Origin of the sequence: Hyalangium ruber, from assembly GCF_034259325.1 — a bacterium.
Lineage (GTDB): Bacteria > Myxococcota > Myxococcia > Myxococcales > Myxococcaceae > Hyalangium_A > Hyalangium_A rubrum.
Genome location: NZ_JAXIVS010000003.1, coordinates 329,644 through 344,609 on the forward strand (window position 1 = coordinate 329,644; position 14,966 = coordinate 344,609).

Below are 14,966 nucleotides of genomic sequence, written 5' to 3' on the forward strand. Positions count from 1 at the left end.
TCGTCAGTTCGAGCGCAGCGCGTCCACGGGGTTCAACCGGCTGGCCCTCCACGCCGGCCACGCCGCCGCGATCACCGCGCCCACCACCGCCACGGCGCACGTCAGCCCCGCGAACGAAGGATCCAGTTCTGGCCGCAGGAGCGTGGGCCCTCCCGTGCCGAGGTTCTCCATGGGAATGCCGCGCACCCCCAGCACCCCGACAATCACCGAGCCCAACCCCATCCCCGCCAGCGCTCCCACCAGGCCCAGCACCACCGCCTCCAGCAGGAAGAGCCCCAGCACCTGGTGCCGCCGCACCCCCACCGCCAGCATGGTGCCCACCTCTCGCACCCGCTCGAAGACGCTCATCAGCATGGTGTTGATGATGCCCGTGAGGATGATGACGAACAGGATGGTGGAGATGATCGCCAGCACGAACTTCTGCCGGCGGATGATGTCCCGCACGAACGGCTGCAGTTCCTGCCAGGTGTGTACCTCGTAGCCCGGGCCCAGCGCCGCGCGCAGGTCCTCCGCCACCCGGTCCAGGTCTCCCAGGTCCTCCACCGCCACCGCCACCTCCGTCACCCGCCCCTCCATCCCCAGCAGGTCCTGCGCCAGCTTCAGCGGCACCGTCACCACCCGCTTGTTCTCGAAGGGCAGGCTCGACTCGCTCAGCCCCTCCACCGAGACGTCCAGCGAGTTGGCCCGTCCCCTCGGGCTGGAGGCCGCCAGCGTCACCCGCGCCGAGGGCTCCGCCTGGAAGGAGCGCGCCAGCTCACTGCCCAGCAGCGCGTGGGCGTAGTCCGGCGTGGCCAGCACCCGGCCCCCCGTGCGCACCTCGAAGCCGAAGCGCGGCACCGCCTCCCTCTCATGCGCCACGTCCAGCCCACGCCCGATGAACGTCGTCTGCGACACCCCGTTGCTCACCAGCCCCGCGAACACCAGCCGCCCCGAAACACCCGTGACGCCCGGCACCGCTCGCACCCGCGAGAGCAACGCCTCGTCGTACGCCATGTTCGGCTCGAGCGGCAGCGCGTCCACGCTGGCCATGTACCCCACCGAGTGGATCTGCAGCGCTCCCGTGCGGCCCCGGACGACGTCATCCACCATCAGCCGCAGGAAGCCATCCGTAATCCCCCGCGTCACCAGCACGGCGGTCACGCCCAGCAGCACGGCGGCGAGCGTGACCAGGCTGCGGCGCCGGTTGCGCGCCACGTTGCGCACCGCCAGCCGGGGAAAGGGGCTCATACGCTCGCCAGCGCCTCCACCGGCCGAAGCCTCGAGGCCCGCCACGCCGGCCACAGCGCCGCCAGCGAGGCACCCACCGTCGCCAACCCCACCACATACATGAGATAGAGGAAGGAGACGCTGGGCCGGATGATGCTGTCCACGTTCGCCCCCGGCGACGGCAGCAGGATGCCCCGCTCGTGCAGCCAGAGCGTCACCGCCCCGCCCACCAGCGCTCCCACCGCTCCGCCCACCAGCCCCAGCACTCCGCCCTCCAAGAGGAAGAGCAGGATGATGCTCCGCCGCCGCATCCCCACCGCCATCATCGTGCCGATCTCCCGCACCCGCTCCAGCACGTTCATCAGCATGACGTTCACGATGCCCAGCAGCACCGCCGCCAGGAACACCGTGCTCAGGATGCCGAACAGGAAGTCCTGCTGCCCCAGGATCTGCGCGATGAAGGGGAACACCTCCTCCCAGGTATGCACCTCGTAGCCCGGCCCCAGCGAGGCCCGCAGCGCATCCCGCACCCGCCGCGCATGCTCCAGCGGCTCCACCGCCAACGCGTACTCTGTGACGCGGCCCTCCATGCGCAGCACCCGCTGTGCCGTGGCCAGCGGCAGGTAACCCACCCTTCGGTCCCCCGGCGTCGCCGACACCAACATGCCCGAGATGCGCAGGCCCTCGCCGTTGAGCGCCCCGTCCCGGTCCGCCGCCAGCAGCGCCGGCCACTGCTCCTCGGGCGGAGGCGCCTTCGCATCCATCACCCCCGTCCCCAGGCCCCGCGCCAGGTCCGCGTTGAGCATCAGCTCCGGCGCGTCCACCTTCGACAGGAACGCCCCCTGCCCCAACCACGTCATCCGCTTGGGCGTCACCCTCGGCTCCAGCGCCGGGTCGAACGCCAGCAGTTGCAGGAAGGCCGTGCGCGGCTCGCCCTCCTCCACCCCCTGCGGCTCCGGCATGGACAACATGCCCCCGAAGGCCAGGCGCGGTGACACCCCGTGGACTCCCGGCACCGAGGTGAGCTGGCGGCGCAGCGCCTCCGAGTCCTCCATGTCCAGCGACAGCGGCGAGCCCTGCACGTGCGCCAGGTACCCCGCACGGTGGACCTGCACCGCGCCCAGCTGCCCGTAGACGATGTTCTCCAGGATGATCCGCTGCTGCCCGTTCACCAGGCCTCGCAGCACCACCATCGCCCCCACTCCCACCACCAGCGCCGCCAGGGAGATGGCCGTCCGGCGGCGGTTGCGCATGAGGTTGCGCGTGGCGAGGGCGAGGAGCGTCACCCCGCCCATCCTTCATGAAACCCACCTGATCGCCAAAGCGGGAACCTTGTCGCCCCTTCTCCCACCCGGCTTACAGCGAAAACGTGATTTGACAGGAAGACCGAAATCAGGTTTATTCTGTTATTGAAGGTTGCGGCGAATTCCTGTCTAAGCCGGTCCACCCCGCTCTCCCCCGGAGCCCCCCATGATCGAAGCCTTCGCGAAGATTGCAGAAGCCAGCAAGCAGCTGCTGGAGACGGGTTTCGCTCCGAACCACGTCAACGCGCTGCTCGCGCAGGTGGGCGGGATGATGAAGGTGGACCGGGTGTACGTGTACGAGAACCAGCCCTTCCCCATCCGGGGCCGGCTGCTGGCCGACGCGCGCTACGGGTGGAACACCGCCGGGGTGAAGTCGCTCCAGGAGTCCACCTCGCAGCGTCAAATCTCGCTGCGCGAAGTGGCGCCCCTCTGGATGGAGGAGCTGGTCAAGGGCCAGGCCGTCTCCACCGGCCTGCTCGAGGCGCCTCCCCGCATGCGGCTGATGATGGTGGAGAACAAGACCCAGGCCCTCGCGCTGGCCCCCATCCGGGTGAGCAAGGATTTCTGGGGTTTCGTCGGATTCGACGACTGCCAGAAGGCCCGGGTGTGGAACGCCGGGGAGCTGGCCCTGCTCAAGTCCCTGGCGGGCGGCCTGGCGACCGCTCTGCGCCACCAGCAGATGCGCTCCTCGCTCTCCCAGACGCGCACCCAGCTGGCGGAGATGATGCTGCTCGGCGCCAGCCGCTGAGCCGTTCCAGCCACGGCGGAAGACAGGGGCACCATCCCGGGGGTCCTCAAGGCCCCAAGGTCTGATAGCCTGTGCCTCCTTCCTCCACCGTCATGGCATCTCTCGACCCTACCGCGATCAGCCGCCCGCGTACTCCCAACACCATCAGCGGCTACCGCCTCGAGAAGCTCGTAGGCATGGGCGGCATGGGCGAGGTGCACAAGGCCGTGCAGCTCTCGCTCGGCCGCACCGTGGCCGTGAAGCTGCTCAACGCGGAGTTGGCCAAGGACCCGGCCTTCGTCGCCCGCTTCGAGAAGGAAGCCGCGGCGCTGGCCTCCCTCTCCCACCCCAACGTCGTCTCCATCGTCGACAAGGGGCAGACCGACTCCACCTATTACCTGGTGATGGAGTTCGTCGACGGCCCGTCCCTGCGCGAGCTCATGCGCTCGCCGCTGCTGTCGCCCCAGGACGGGCTGAAGATGATGTTGGAGATCTGCCGGGGCGTGGACTACGCGCACAACCGCGGAATCATCCACCGCGACCTGAAGCCGGAGAACATCCTCTTCGACAAGCAGGCCGGCAGCATCGCCAAGGTGACCGACTTCGGGCTGGCCTCCTTCATGGATGATGGCGGCACCGCGCGCTTCGCCCTCACCAGCACCCACGTCTCCATGGGCACGCTCTCGTACATGGCGCCCGAGCAGCGCGTGGACGCCAAGAACGCGGACGCGCGCGCCGACATCTTCTCGCTGGGCGTCATCCTCTACGAGCTGCTCACGGGCGAGGTGCCGCTGGGCACGTTTGATCCGCCCTCCAAGCGCAAGCCGGGCCTCGACCCGCGGCTGGACCTCATCATCGGCCGCTGCCTGAAGCCGGACCCCGCCGAGCGCTACCCCACCGTGGCCGCGCTGGCGGCGGACCTGGAGCCGATGGTCCCCGCCACCTCTTCCCAGGCGCCCCGGCCGCTCAACCGCTGGCAGCGCGTGAAGCTGGGTGTGCGCAGCGTGGTGCGCTTCACCGCCCAGGTGGTGGCCGTGCTGCTGGTGATCGCGGCGCTGGCCGTGCTGGCCGTGGCCTGGCTGCGCAGCGGAGAGAAGCGCGTGCCGCGCAGGCCGGGCGCCGCGCTCGCCGGAGAGCTGGGACCTCCGTCGGTCCGCACCCTGGCCGGGCGCCTGGTGCGGCCGCCTGATCGCAAGGTGGAGCTGGTCCCCGATGGACCGGATCCCCTGTCCGCCCTGGTCTCCGGTCGGCCCGTCAGCGACGCCGAGAAGGCCCTGGTGTTCCCGGCGGTGGAGGGCCAGTCCCAGACGGGGCTCGCCGTGATGGACGTGGTGGACCTCGAAGGAGACCTCGCCCTGTTCAAGGCCGACGTGCTCGCCGAGGGCCCTCCGCCCACCCCCGCCGTTCGCGCGCGCACCGTGCTCTACGGACCGCCGCCGGATCCGCAGGTGGCGCTGCTGCTCGTGGGCACCACAGGACGCTATGTGGCCCTCATCCAGGACGGAGCCGGCGGTCCGCTGGCGCTGGAGTGGGCCCTGGGCGAGCGCCGCGGCACCATGTTGGGGCAGGACTCGCCCGAAGGCGTGGCCCACCTGGAGATGGAGGTGGATGCCGAGGGTGTGCTGCGCGCCTTCGTGGGCTCCGGCAAGGACCGGCGGCCCATCGCCGAGCCCCTCATCATCGGCCCGGATTGGCAGAAGCACTTTGGCACCGGCGCCCCCCGCCCCGCCGTGGGCTGCATCGAGGGCACCTGCCGCGTGGAGGGCTTCAGCTACGCCATCAAGCGCGCGCCCCCGGCTCCGCCCTCCACCACCGTGGCCGGGCTGACCCCCACCCCTCGGCCCAACCCGGTGCCCGTCAAGGCGGTGAAGCCCGCTCCTCCCCCCGCCAAGAAGCCCCCGGCCAAGGCCCCGCCTCCCAAGGGAGGAAAGCGCCGATAGGGTCCCCTGTGGACACCTGATGCATGTGGATGTAGCCGGGGCCGGGGGATTGCATTATCCCTTCGGGCCTCATGCGCACCTCTCGTGGCTTCTTCGCGCTGCTCGCCCTCGCCGTCGGCCTCGCCGGCTGCCCCCGCCGTTCCCCTTCCGCCACCGACGTCCTCGAGACGGCCGCCGAGCGGGCCCAACAAGGCAGTGGCGAGGCGCGCACGCTCGCCCTCGCGGGCTTCCATGCGTACCTCGTGTCGGGGGATGACGCCGGCGCCCAGGCCCGCTTCGACGCCGCCGTCGCCAAGGATCCGGGCGACCCCTATGCCCTGATGGGGCAGCACCTGCTCGCCCGCCGCGCCGCCGCGGTGGACCGGGCCCTCGCCGCCGCGCTGGAGCTGGTGGCGCGCGCCCCCACCCACCCGCTCTCCGTCAGCGCGGCCCGCTACATCCTCGACCAGGTGGGCACCTCGCCGGGCATGGATGAGCTCATCCTCCAGGGCACCCAGAAGGGGCTCGACGCGGGCGCCACCGGTGAGACCGCCCAGCTGCTGCGCGGCTCGCGCATGGGCGTGTTCCTCGTGCGCGGCGACAAGGAGGCCGCGGCCGGCGTGGCGCGGGAGGTGGGCTCCGCCACCGTGGCCACGCTGGTGGGGCCCTTCTCGCCCTACCACGTGCTCTCCTTCGATGAGGCCACCGGGGCCGAGAAGGACGGCTCGCTGGCGGGCCCCTTCACCGGCCCCTACGGCGCGCTCACGCCGCGCACCCTGCTGGCGCCGGATGGGCGGCACCGGCTGGATGGAGAGCCGGGCGAGGCGGACGTCTATCTGCTCGCCTTCGACGCCGAGGTGCCCACCGAGGGCCTCTACCTGGCGCGCTCCGTCTCCTCGTCCGCCCACAAGGTGTGGGTCAATGGCGCGCTGCTGCTTGATCGACGCTCCTTCGCCCAGCCCGAGTCCACCGTGCTCGGCCGCGCGGTGCGGCTGCCCGCGGGCAAGTACCGCTTCCTGGTGAAGCTCACCAAGGACAACGCCACGGGCAATGTCGCCTTCAGCCTGCCGCGCGTGGATGGCCGCCCGTCCGAGGTGCGCTTCACCGCCGCCACGGGGCCCGCGCCCTCGTGGGCCGGGGGCGTGCCCGTCGTCGAGTCGGTGCCCCTCTTCTACCCCACCACGGAGTCCCTGGCCGCCGCGCTGGAGGAGGAGGCCGGCGGGCTGCTGGCCACCTTCCTGGCGGCGCGCGATGGCATGGGGCGCGACCCCGATGGGGCCCGGCGGCTGCTCGCCAACGTGGAGGAGTCGGTGCAGACGGCGGCCCTGCTCGGCCTGCGCGCGGAGATCGCCGCGCAGGACCGCACGGTGCCCACCAAGGTGTCGCGCGGCCGGGCCACGCGGGACCTGGAGGCGACGCTGGTCAAGGATCCGCGCAACGCGGCGGCGCTGCTGCTGCGCGCGGAGCTGGCCCTGAACGACAGCCAGCCGGCCGCCGCGCTCGAGGTGCTCAAGAGCGCGCTGGAGGTGGCGGGCCCCTCCAGCTACGCCGTACACCTGCTCCGGGCGCGCGCCGCCGTGGCGCTGGAGGTGGACGCCCAGGCCGAGGAGTCCCTGTCCGCCGCGCTGGCCGCCCAGCCCAAGCTCTGCGAGGCGCTGGGGCTGCGCTACAGCCTGGCCCGCAGGCGCGATGCCGCCGCGCAGATGGACCAGCTCATCACCGAGTTCACCGGCTGTCCCGGAGCGCTGGCCCGCGCCGCGGAGCACTCCCGCCAGCGCGGGGACACGGCCGCCGCCGCCAAGGCCTACGTGGAGCTGCTCGCGCGAAACCCGGGCGACCTCAGCACCGGCGCCGCGCTGGCCAACCTCTACCTCACGCTGCGCCGCTATGACGACGCGGCGGCCACGCTGCGCGAGCTGAGCAAGCTCTGGCCCCGCAACGCGCTGCTGCTCAAGCGGCTGGCGGACGTGCGCGAGTACGCCGGGGCCCCCGACGAGGCGCTCGCCCTGCGGGAGCAGGCCCTGGCCATCGACGGCAGCGACCTGTCCGTGCGCCGTGCCATCGCGCGGGCCCGGACGGGCAAGGAGCTCCTGCAGGACTACGCCATCGACGGCAAGGCGGCCATCGCGGCCTACGAGGCGTCCCGCGGCGAGGAGGACAGCGCCGCCGCGTACGTGCTGGACGCCGCCGCCGTGCAGGTCTTCCCGGGCAACACCCTGGTCAACCGCATCCACATCATCCAGAAGGCGCTGGAGCAGAGCGGCATCCAGGAGATCGCCGAGGTGAACATCCCCAACGGCGCCCAGGTGCTGGCCCTGCGCACCATCAAGGCGGACGGCACGGTGCTGGAGCCGGAGAACATCGAGGGCAAGGACGCCATCAGCCTGCCGGGCGTGAACGTGGGCGACTACGTGGAGGTGGAGTACCTGCTCCAGGAGAGCGCGCGCGGGCCCGCCCAGCCGGGCTTCACGGCCTCGGCCTTCTACTTCCAGATCGCCAACATGCCGAACAACTGGGCCACGTACACGGTGGTGGCGCCCAAGGGCACCGGCATGCGCGTGGACGCGCACGGCATCAAGGTCACGCCGCCCGAGGTGAAGGGCGACACGGAGGTGTTCTTCCACGAGGCGCGGCGGGTGCCGCCGTTCATCCCCGAGCCGGAGGCGCCGTGGGCGAACAACGAGTACCTGCCCTTCGTGGTGGTGGGCGCGGGGACGATGGGCCAGGAGCGCCTGGTGGCGGTGTACGCGGACGCCTTCCTGGACCGCTCCAAGCGCAGCGCGGAGATCGAGGCCTTCGCCCACAAGGCGTCCGAGGGCAAGAAGGGGATGGAGGCGCTCAAGACGTTGCACGCGGCGATCATGAAGCGCATCCCCGGCCGGGACCTGGGGCTGGCGCAGTCGGCCGCCTCCACCCTGGCGCAGGACCGGGGCAGCCGGCTGATGCTGCTCAAGGCGAGCCTGGAGGTGCTGGGCATTCCCGCGCGGCTGGTCTCCATCCACCCCTTCACCACGGACCCGACGCCGTACCTCTTCCCCACCGAATCGACGCTGACGTACACGGCGCTGCGGGTGGAGGTGCCGGGCGAGGGCCCGGTGTGGGTGGACACCTCGATGCGCTTCGGCCCCTTCGGCCAGCTCCCCGAGACGGCCATGGGCGAGCGCGACGCGTACCTGCTGCCCGAGCCCGGACGGCCGCTGGAGAAGCTGAAGACGCCACCGCGCACGGAGCCTCCCGGCAAGAAGGTGCGGCTGGAGCTGGAGCTGAAGGCGGACGGGCAGCTCGTGGGCAAGGGCGAGGAGGTGTACTCGGGCTTCGAGGCGGCCAGCCTCGCCGAGGCCTTCGACGCGCTGTCGGCGGAGAACCGCCAGCAGGCGCTGCAGAACGCGGTGGCTCGCTACTTCGGCGGCGCGGACCTCTCCTCCGTGAAGCTGGAGCACGCCGAGGAGGTGGGCGCGCCGTTCATCCTCAGCTACCAGCTCACCGTGCCGCGCTACGGCCGCCCCGAGGGGAACAAGCGCATCATGCTGGGGCCGGTGACGTTCCCGGCCATGCTCGGCCGGCGCTACGTGCAGCTCAGCTCCCGGGACACGCCCCTGTTCATCGACAACAGCGAGGCGAGCGACACCCAGGTGACCGTCACCCTGCCGGAGGGCTGGAAGCTCTCCGACCCCCAGCCGGAGCTGAAGGTGGACAGCGCCTTCGGCAGCTTCCGGCGCACGGAGAAGCAGGAGGGCCGGGTGCTCACCATCACCGAGTCGCTGCGCATGCCCCGCAACCGCATCCCCCCGAAGAGCTACGAGGCCTTCTCCAGCTTCGCCGGGGACGTGGACCTGCTGCAGACGCGGGACCTGGTGCTGCTCACTCCTTGAAGATGGCCACGTGGGGCGTGCCGTCCGCGCCCACATAGCCCCGGTACATGCCGGGGGAGTTGAACGGCATGGCGACGTTGCCCTGCGCGTCCATGGCGACGACGCCGCCCTCTCCCCCGGCCTTCACCAGCACGTCCATCACCACGGAGTGGGCGGCCTCCTGGAGCGGCAGCTCCAGGTACTCCAGGCGCGCGCAGATATCGCGGGCGACGGTGTAGCGGATGAAGTACTCGCCATGGCCCGTGGCGGACACGCCGCAGCGCGCGTTGGCGTAGGTGCCGGCGCCGATGATGGGCGCGTCGCCCACCCGACCGTAGCGCTTGTTCGTCATGCCGCCCGTGGAGGTGCCCGCGGCGAGGTTTCCAGCCTGGTCGAGCGCCACCGCGCCCACGGTGCCGAACTTCCCGTCCCAATGGGTTCCCGTGGAGCGCGAAGACGGCGCGGAGGCCTTCTCCTTCTCCAGCGCCTTCTGGAGCTGCTGCCAGCGCTCCTCGGTGCGGAAATACTCCGGTGGCACCAGCTCGATGCCCTGCGTCTTGGCGAAGGCCTCCGCCCCCTCGCCCACCATCATCACGTGCGGGGACTGCTCCATCACCCGCCGCGCCAGCGCGATGGGGTTCTTCACATGGTGGACGCCCGCGATGGAGCCCGCCCCCAGCGTGCGCCCGTCCATGATGGCGGCATCCAGCTCGTTCTGGCCGTCATGGTTGAAGACAGCGCCCTTGCCGGCATTGAAGAGGGGCGAGTCCTCCAGGATGCGGACAGCGGCGGTCACGGCGTCGAGGCTGGTGCCTCCCTGGGCGAGAATGGCATGGCCGGCCTGGAGCGCCTCGGCGAGCTTGGCGCGCACCTCCGCCTCGCGCTCGGGGGTGAGGTTCTCGCGGGAGATGACGCCCGCGCCGCCGTGGAGGACGAGGCCCCAGGCGGGCTTGCGCGCGGGAGCGGGCTCCGAGGCCAGGGCCGCCTCATCCCGCGCGGCGCCCTGCTGAGAGGCACAGCCCAGCGGCGACAGGGACAGCAGCGGGAGCACGGCGGCGAGGAGCGCGCGGCGGACCGAGGGGGGCAGCGAGGGCATGCGAGGCTCTCCGGAGGGGGCGCGCGGAGTGTCCCATCCCCCTTCTGAAGCTGACACCCGAAATCGCCCCTCCCCCGGGGAGCACGCGGGCCCCCTGCCCGCCCGCCTCCTTTGCTCACCCGGAGCAGTACACAGAGTCAGCGAAGACTCCGAGCGAGCGGAGCGGACGAACGAGGAGACCGCGATGGGCAAGAAGCTGAAGGGGCTTCGGGTGGCGGTGCTGGCGGCGGATGGCTTCGAGCAAGTGGAGCTGACACGTCCGGTGAAGAAGCTGAAGAAAGAGGGCGCGACGATCGACATCGTCTCCATCCGCCCAGGCTCCATCCGGGGGATGAACCTCCTGCTGCCCGGGAAGAAGGTGCGCGTGGACACCACGCTCCGGGAGGTGAAGGCGGCCGACTATGACGCGCTGTTGCTGCCCGGCGGCTTCGTCAACCCGGACCTGCTGCGGCAGAGCACACTGGCGGTGGAGTTCGTCACGGACTTCGAGCGACTCGGCCGGCCCATCGCCGTCATCTGCCATGGCCCCTGGGTGCTCGCCTCGGCGGAGCTGGTGCGCGGGCGGCGACTCACCTCCTGGCCCGGCATCCGCGACGACATCCACAACGCGGGAGGCCTCTGGGAGGACGCGGCGGTGGTGCGAGATGAAAACTGGGTCTCCAGCCGGGGACCGCATGATCTGCCGGAGTTCGAGAAGGCCATGGTGGCCCTGTTCGCCGAGCACCTACCGGTGGAAGCCAAGACGCGTGTACCCGAGCGGCCATCCAAGCGCTGGCCTCGCTGGCTGGCGGGTGGCATGGCCCTCGCCGCGCTGCGCTATGGCCTCCGAGGGCGCAGGCTGATCGGCGCCTAGCCTGGGAAGTACCCTCACGGGTAGCCCTCCGGGTGAGTTCACATTGCCCTACGCCAGGGGGCGGGCTGATCCGGGAGACAGGCTCACATCTGCCTCCCTCCGCTCCGATCCTTCGGATAAATGGGCTTTGAAGATGCTGTCGGCTTCTGGACACAATAGATCCAGCAAGGTCGGGCGACGGGGTTGCGCCCCACAGGGACACGCATCGGATCATGGCGAGCACGAGTCCGTCCGAAATGAGGCACCCAATCGCCGGATTTCCGAAGCCCCGAGAGCCCAGAGCGCCGCACGTAGCGGCCCGCGCGGGGTTCTTCGCGCGGCTGGACAAGCTGCTCTCGGAGCCGCTGCGCAACGCGCCTCCCTCGGAGCTCATCCGCAACCGCATCATGGCCGGCGCGGCGCTCTTCCTGTTCCTGAGCACCGTGCTGTACATCCTCACCCATCCCTTCACGCCGAAGCTGGCGCCCACGCTCTTCGCGAACCTGGGCTACCTGAGCACGCTGGTGGTGCTGCGCAGGGCCCGTACCCACCATGCGCCGGCGCGGCTGCTGTTCCTGGTGCTGTGCCTGGGCCTCTTCGGCTCCGTCTTCGTGTCCGAAAGCCCCCTGGGCAGCATCCATGCCGCGACCATGCTGCTGCCGGCGCTCGCCGTGTACCTGCTGGGGCCGCGCTGGGGGTTCGCCATGACACTGCTGGTCATCGGCGTCCTCGGCATCCTCCACCCGCTCTATTACACCTCCGTCCACAGCGGTCCCCTCTTCCTGCCCCGCGAGGAGATCTGGCCCCTGCACATCGCCGCCTCGGTCTCGTTCGTGGGCGCGTGGGGCCTGGGCGCGCTGCACAGCACGGCGCGGCGCTCGGTTCAGGAGTCACTCGAACAGACGCTCCAGGAGCTGCGCGACAGTGAGAGCAAGCTCAGCAGCGTCATCGAGAGCACCGGGGACGTGGTCATCTCGATGGACCCCCAGGGGCGCGTGTTGACCGCCAACTCGGCGGCGAAGCAGCTCTATCTCCAGTACTTTGGCAAGCCGATCGAGGTGGGGGTCCCCCTCTTCGAGCCGGCGCCGCCAGCGCTGCGCGAGCTGTGGGAGCAGCGGATCGCCCAGGTATGCGCCGGCGAGCGCCTCCACGTCGAGGAGGAGAGCGAGCACCAGGGGGTTCGCGTCGTGGTGGACGTTCGCGCCCACCCCCTCCACGGCGCGGACGGGCGGCTCATGGGGCTGACGCTCTTCTCCCGCGACATCACCGCCCGCAAGCAGGCCGAGAACCGGCTGGGAGAGATGCACCGCACCCTGGTGGATGTCTCGCGCCAGGCGGGCATGGCCGAGGTGGCCACCGGCGTGCTCCACAACGTGGGCAACACCCTCAACAGCGTCAACATCTCCACCAGCCTGCTCGCGGAGATGCTGGGCAAATCTCGCGTCGTCAGCCTGGCCAAGGCCACCCAACTGCTGCGCGAGCACGGCGCCGACATGAGCACCTTCCTCTCCAGCGATCCGCAGGGCCAGAAGCTGCCGGCCTACTTCATCGCCCTCTCGGAGCACCTGCTCGAGGAGCGCGACACGATGAGCAAGGAGCTGGTCTCGCTCACCCAGAGCGTGGACCACATCAAGTCCATCATCAGCATGCAGCAGAAGCACGCGCGCACGGCGGGGTCCATCGAGCAGCTCGCCGTGCCCCAGCTCATCGACGAGGCGCTGCGCCTGCACGCCGTCTCGTTCGAGCGCATGGGCATCCTCATCGAGCGGGAGTACGCTGCCGTGCCCCCCATCCTCGTCGACCGGCACAAGCTGCTGCAGATCCTCATCAACCTGCTGAGCAACGCCCGCCACGCGCTGGTGGACAGCGGCAGGCAGGACAAGCGCATGACCATCCGCATCCGGCTCTCCCCCGACGCTCAGCGCCTGCTCATCGAGGTGGCGGACAACGGCGTGGGCATTGCCCCGGAGCACACCGAACGCCTCTTCACCCAGGGGTTTACCACCAAGAAGACGGGCCACGGGTTCGGCCTGCACATCAGCTCCCTGGCCGCCACGGAGATGAAGGGTCGCCTCTCTTGTACCAGCCCGGGACCCGGCCAAGGTGCTACCTTTACCCTCGAGTTGCCTGTGGCGGGCGAGGAGGCCACGTCGTGAGCACACCTGCGTCCCCCAACCGTCGCATCCTCGTGGTGGATGACAACCGGACCATCCACCAGGATTTTCGGAAGATCCTCTGTCCGCCCACCGCCAACGACTCGCTGGACGCGATGGAGGCCGACCTCTTCGGGCAGACCGAGGCGAGCGCCCGGCTCCCGGGCTTCGAGGTGGACTCGGCCTACCAGGGCGAGGAGGCGCTGCTGCTGTCGCGCAACGCCCGCGAGCAGGGCCGCCCCTATGCAGTGGCCTTCGTCGACATCCGCATGCCGCCCGGCATCGACGGCGTGGAGACCACCTCGCGTCTCTGGAAGGATGACCCGGACATCCAGGTCGTCATCTGCTCGGCCTACGCCGACTACTCCTGGGAGGAGATGATGCAGCGGCTGGGCCTCAGCCAGCGCCTGCTCATCCTCCGAAAGCCCTTCGACGGCATCGAAGTACGTCAGCTCGCCTACGCGCTCACGGAGAAGTGGGAGCTGCTGCACCGCAGCCAGCTGCGCATGGAGGATCTGGCCCGGGCCGTCGACGAGCGCACCCGCCAGCTCGCCGCCGCCCACGCCCAGATTACCCAGCACCAGCGCCTGAAGGCCCTGGGGCGCCTGTCGGGAGCCCTGGCGCACGAAATCAACAACCCGCTGAGCTTCATCCTGGCCAACCTCGGCTACCTGCGCTCGGCGCTGGAGGGCAGCCCGCCGCACCTGGGCCCCGCCGAGGTACAGGAGCTGCGCGAGGTCTGCGCCGAGTCCACGGAGGGCGCCGAGCGCATCCGCCGCATCATCCAGAACATCAAGCTCTTCTCCCGGCTGGACGACGCGCCGCCCACGCGGGTGGACGTACACGAGGTGCTGGAGCAGGCCCTGGGTGAGGCGCGCAACGAGCTGGGGCCCAACGTACAGGTGGTGCGCGAGTTCCAGGCCATTCCCCGCGTACACGCCAGCGAGACGGGCTTGCAGCAGGTGTTCTTCGGCCTGCTGGCCAACGCCGCCCAGGCCCTCAAGGAGAGCCCGCAGCCCCGGGTGCGCATCTCCACCTATCTGCAGGAGGACGGCCGCGTGGCCGTGGAGGTGCAGGACAACGGCAAGGGCATCGCCGCCGAGCACGTCAACCGCATCTTCGAGCCCTTCTTCACCACCAAGCGCATGGGCTCGAGCAGCGGCCTGGGCCTGAGCGTCTGCTACGGCATCGTCTCCGGCCTGGGGGGTGACATCACCGTCGACAGCGCCCCCGGCCAGGGCGCCACCTTCCGGGTGTTGCTGCCCCAGGCGCCCGCCCCGGAGCACCTGACGCCGCTGCCCGTGCGCATTCCCTGAGCGCGGCTCACATCCAGCCGAGCTCGAGCCGCGCCACCTCGGACATGCGGCTCTGGTCCCAGGCGGGCTCCCAGACGAGCTCCACGTGGGCCTCCTTCACGCCGGGCACGCTGAGCACCTTCTGGCGCACGTCCTCCTGAAGGACGGGCCCCATGCCGCAGCCGGGCGCCGTCACCGTCATCTGGATGTCCACCTTGTGCCCGCCCTCCGGCAGCGGGGTGGCCTGACACTGGTACACCAGCCCCAGCTCGACGATGTTCACGGGGATCTCCGGGTCGTACACCGTCCGGAGCTGCTCCCAGACGCGCTCCTCCTCGAAGGGCGCGTCGGCGCTCGCCTCGGCGGCGGGCGTCTTGGGCTGCTCGACATACTCCTCGCCCAACACGGCCGCGTCCTTGGCGGCGATGCGCAGCAACTGCCCGTTGGAGATGGCCTGCACGGTGACGTTGCCACCCAGCGTCTGCATCACCCGCAGGTCCGTGCCCGCCGGGACCATGACCCGGTCGCCGCTGGGAATCAGCGTCGCCTCGCACTCGCGCTCCAGAACCACCATCCCTCGCAT

General features: G+C 70.6%; 10 protein-coding genes. 6 read left to right on the forward strand and 4 right to left on the reverse strand.

What is annotated here, in order from left to right:
* Nucleotides 1-3: 3 nt before the first annotated feature.
* Entirely contained in the window at nucleotides 4-1,227 is a 1,224-nt protein-coding gene (locus tag SYV04_RS10300) for an ABC transporter permease (protein WP_321545505.1), read from the reverse strand.
* Entirely contained in the window at nucleotides 1,224-2,492 is a 1,269-nt protein-coding gene (locus tag SYV04_RS10305) for an ABC transporter permease (protein ID WP_321545506.1), read from the reverse strand. The genes SYV04_RS10300 and SYV04_RS10305 overlap by 4 nt, the downstream gene beginning before the upstream one ends.
* Nucleotides 2,493-2,676: 184 nt before the next feature.
* Between SYV04_RS10305 and SYV04_RS10310 the strand changes: the two genes are divergently transcribed.
* The 3 genes from SYV04_RS10310 (at nucleotide 2,677) to SYV04_RS10320 (ending at nucleotide 9,028) form a co-directional block, all read left to right on the forward strand.
* Nucleotides 2,677-3,258, forward strand: a complete 582-nt coding sequence (locus SYV04_RS10310) for a GAF domain-containing protein (RefSeq protein WP_321545507.1) — start codon at nucleotides 2,677-2,679, stop codon at nucleotides 3,256-3,258.
* A gap of 92 nt (nucleotides 3,259-3,350) precedes the next feature.
* Nucleotides 3,351-5,177 (forward strand): serine/threonine-protein kinase, encoded by a 1,827-nt coding sequence (locus SYV04_RS10315; protein WP_321545508.1) that lies wholly within the window; start codon nucleotides 3,351-3,353, stop codon nucleotides 5,175-5,177.
* A 71-nt stretch (nucleotides 5,178-5,248) separates the two neighbouring features.
* On the forward strand, nucleotides 5,249-9,028 hold the full coding sequence (locus SYV04_RS10320; protein ID WP_321545509.1) for a DUF3858 domain-containing protein: 3,780 nt from the start codon (nucleotides 5,249-5,251) through the stop codon (nucleotides 9,026-9,028).
* Here the strand turns inward: SYV04_RS10320 and SYV04_RS10325 are convergent.
* Nucleotides 9,018-10,103, reverse strand: a complete 1,086-nt coding sequence (locus tag SYV04_RS10325; protein WP_321545510.1) for an isoaspartyl peptidase/L-asparaginase family protein — start codon at nucleotides 10,101-10,103, stop codon at nucleotides 9,018-9,020. The genes SYV04_RS10320 and SYV04_RS10325 overlap by 11 nt on opposite strands.
* 184 nt (nucleotides 10,104-10,287) lie before the next feature.
* Between SYV04_RS10325 and SYV04_RS10330 the strand changes: the two genes are divergently transcribed.
* From SYV04_RS10330 to SYV04_RS10340, 3 genes are all read left to right on the forward strand, one after another.
* Entirely contained in the window at nucleotides 10,288-10,956 is a 669-nt protein-coding gene (locus tag SYV04_RS10330; protein ID WP_321545511.1) for a type 1 glutamine amidotransferase domain-containing protein, read from the forward strand.
* A gap of 236 nt (nucleotides 10,957-11,192) precedes the next feature.
* Nucleotides 11,193-13,091 (forward strand): two-component system sensor histidine kinase NtrB, encoded by a 1,899-nt coding sequence (locus SYV04_RS10335; protein ID WP_321545512.1) that lies wholly within the window; start codon nucleotides 11,193-11,195, stop codon nucleotides 13,089-13,091.
* The gene (locus SYV04_RS10340) at nucleotides 13,088-14,404 is read left to right on the forward strand and encodes a sensor histidine kinase (RefSeq protein WP_321545513.1); all 1,317 of its coding nucleotides are present in this window, start codon (nucleotides 13,088-13,090) and stop codon (nucleotides 14,402-14,404) included. Before SYV04_RS10335 ends, SYV04_RS10340 begins: the two co-directional genes overlap by 4 nt.
* Nucleotides 14,405-14,411: 7 nt before the next feature.
* On the opposite strand, the gene sufT is transcribed toward SYV04_RS10340, so the two are convergent.
* The gene (sufT, locus tag SYV04_RS10345) at nucleotides 14,412-14,966 is read right to left on the reverse strand and encodes a putative Fe-S cluster assembly protein SufT (RefSeq protein ID WP_321545514.1); all 555 of its coding nucleotides are present in this window, start codon (nucleotides 14,964-14,966) and stop codon (nucleotides 14,412-14,414) included.

Bases quoted from the DNA above. Each gene is read 5' to 3' on its own strand.
- SYV04_RS10325 (WP_321545510.1), bottom strand. From the start codon at position 10,103: ATGCCCTCGCTGCCCCCCTCGGTCCGCCGCGCGCTCCTCGCCGCCGTG.
- sufT (WP_321545514.1), bottom strand. From the start codon at position 14,966: ATGCGAGGGATGGTGGTTCTGGAGCGCGAGTGCGAGGCGACGCTGATT.
- SYV04_RS10330 (WP_321545511.1), top strand. From the start codon at position 10,288: ATGGGCAAGAAGCTGAAGGGGCTTCGGGTGGCGGTGCTGGCGGCGGAT.
- SYV04_RS10335 (WP_321545512.1), top strand. From the start codon at position 11,193: ATGAGGCACCCAATCGCCGGATTTCCGAAGCCCCGAGAGCCCAGAGCG.
- SYV04_RS10315 (WP_321545508.1), top strand. From the start codon at position 3,351: ATGGCATCTCTCGACCCTACCGCGATCAGCCGCCCGCGTACTCCCAAC.
- SYV04_RS10300 (WP_321545505.1), bottom strand. From the start codon at position 1,227: ATGAGCCCCTTTCCCCGGCTGGCGGTGCGCAACGTGGCGCGCAACCGG.
- SYV04_RS10310 (WP_321545507.1), top strand. From the start codon at position 2,677: ATGATCGAAGCCTTCGCGAAGATTGCAGAAGCCAGCAAGCAGCTGCTG.
- SYV04_RS10320 (WP_321545509.1), top strand. From the start codon at position 5,249: ATGCGCACCTCTCGTGGCTTCTTCGCGCTGCTCGCCCTCGCCGTCGGC.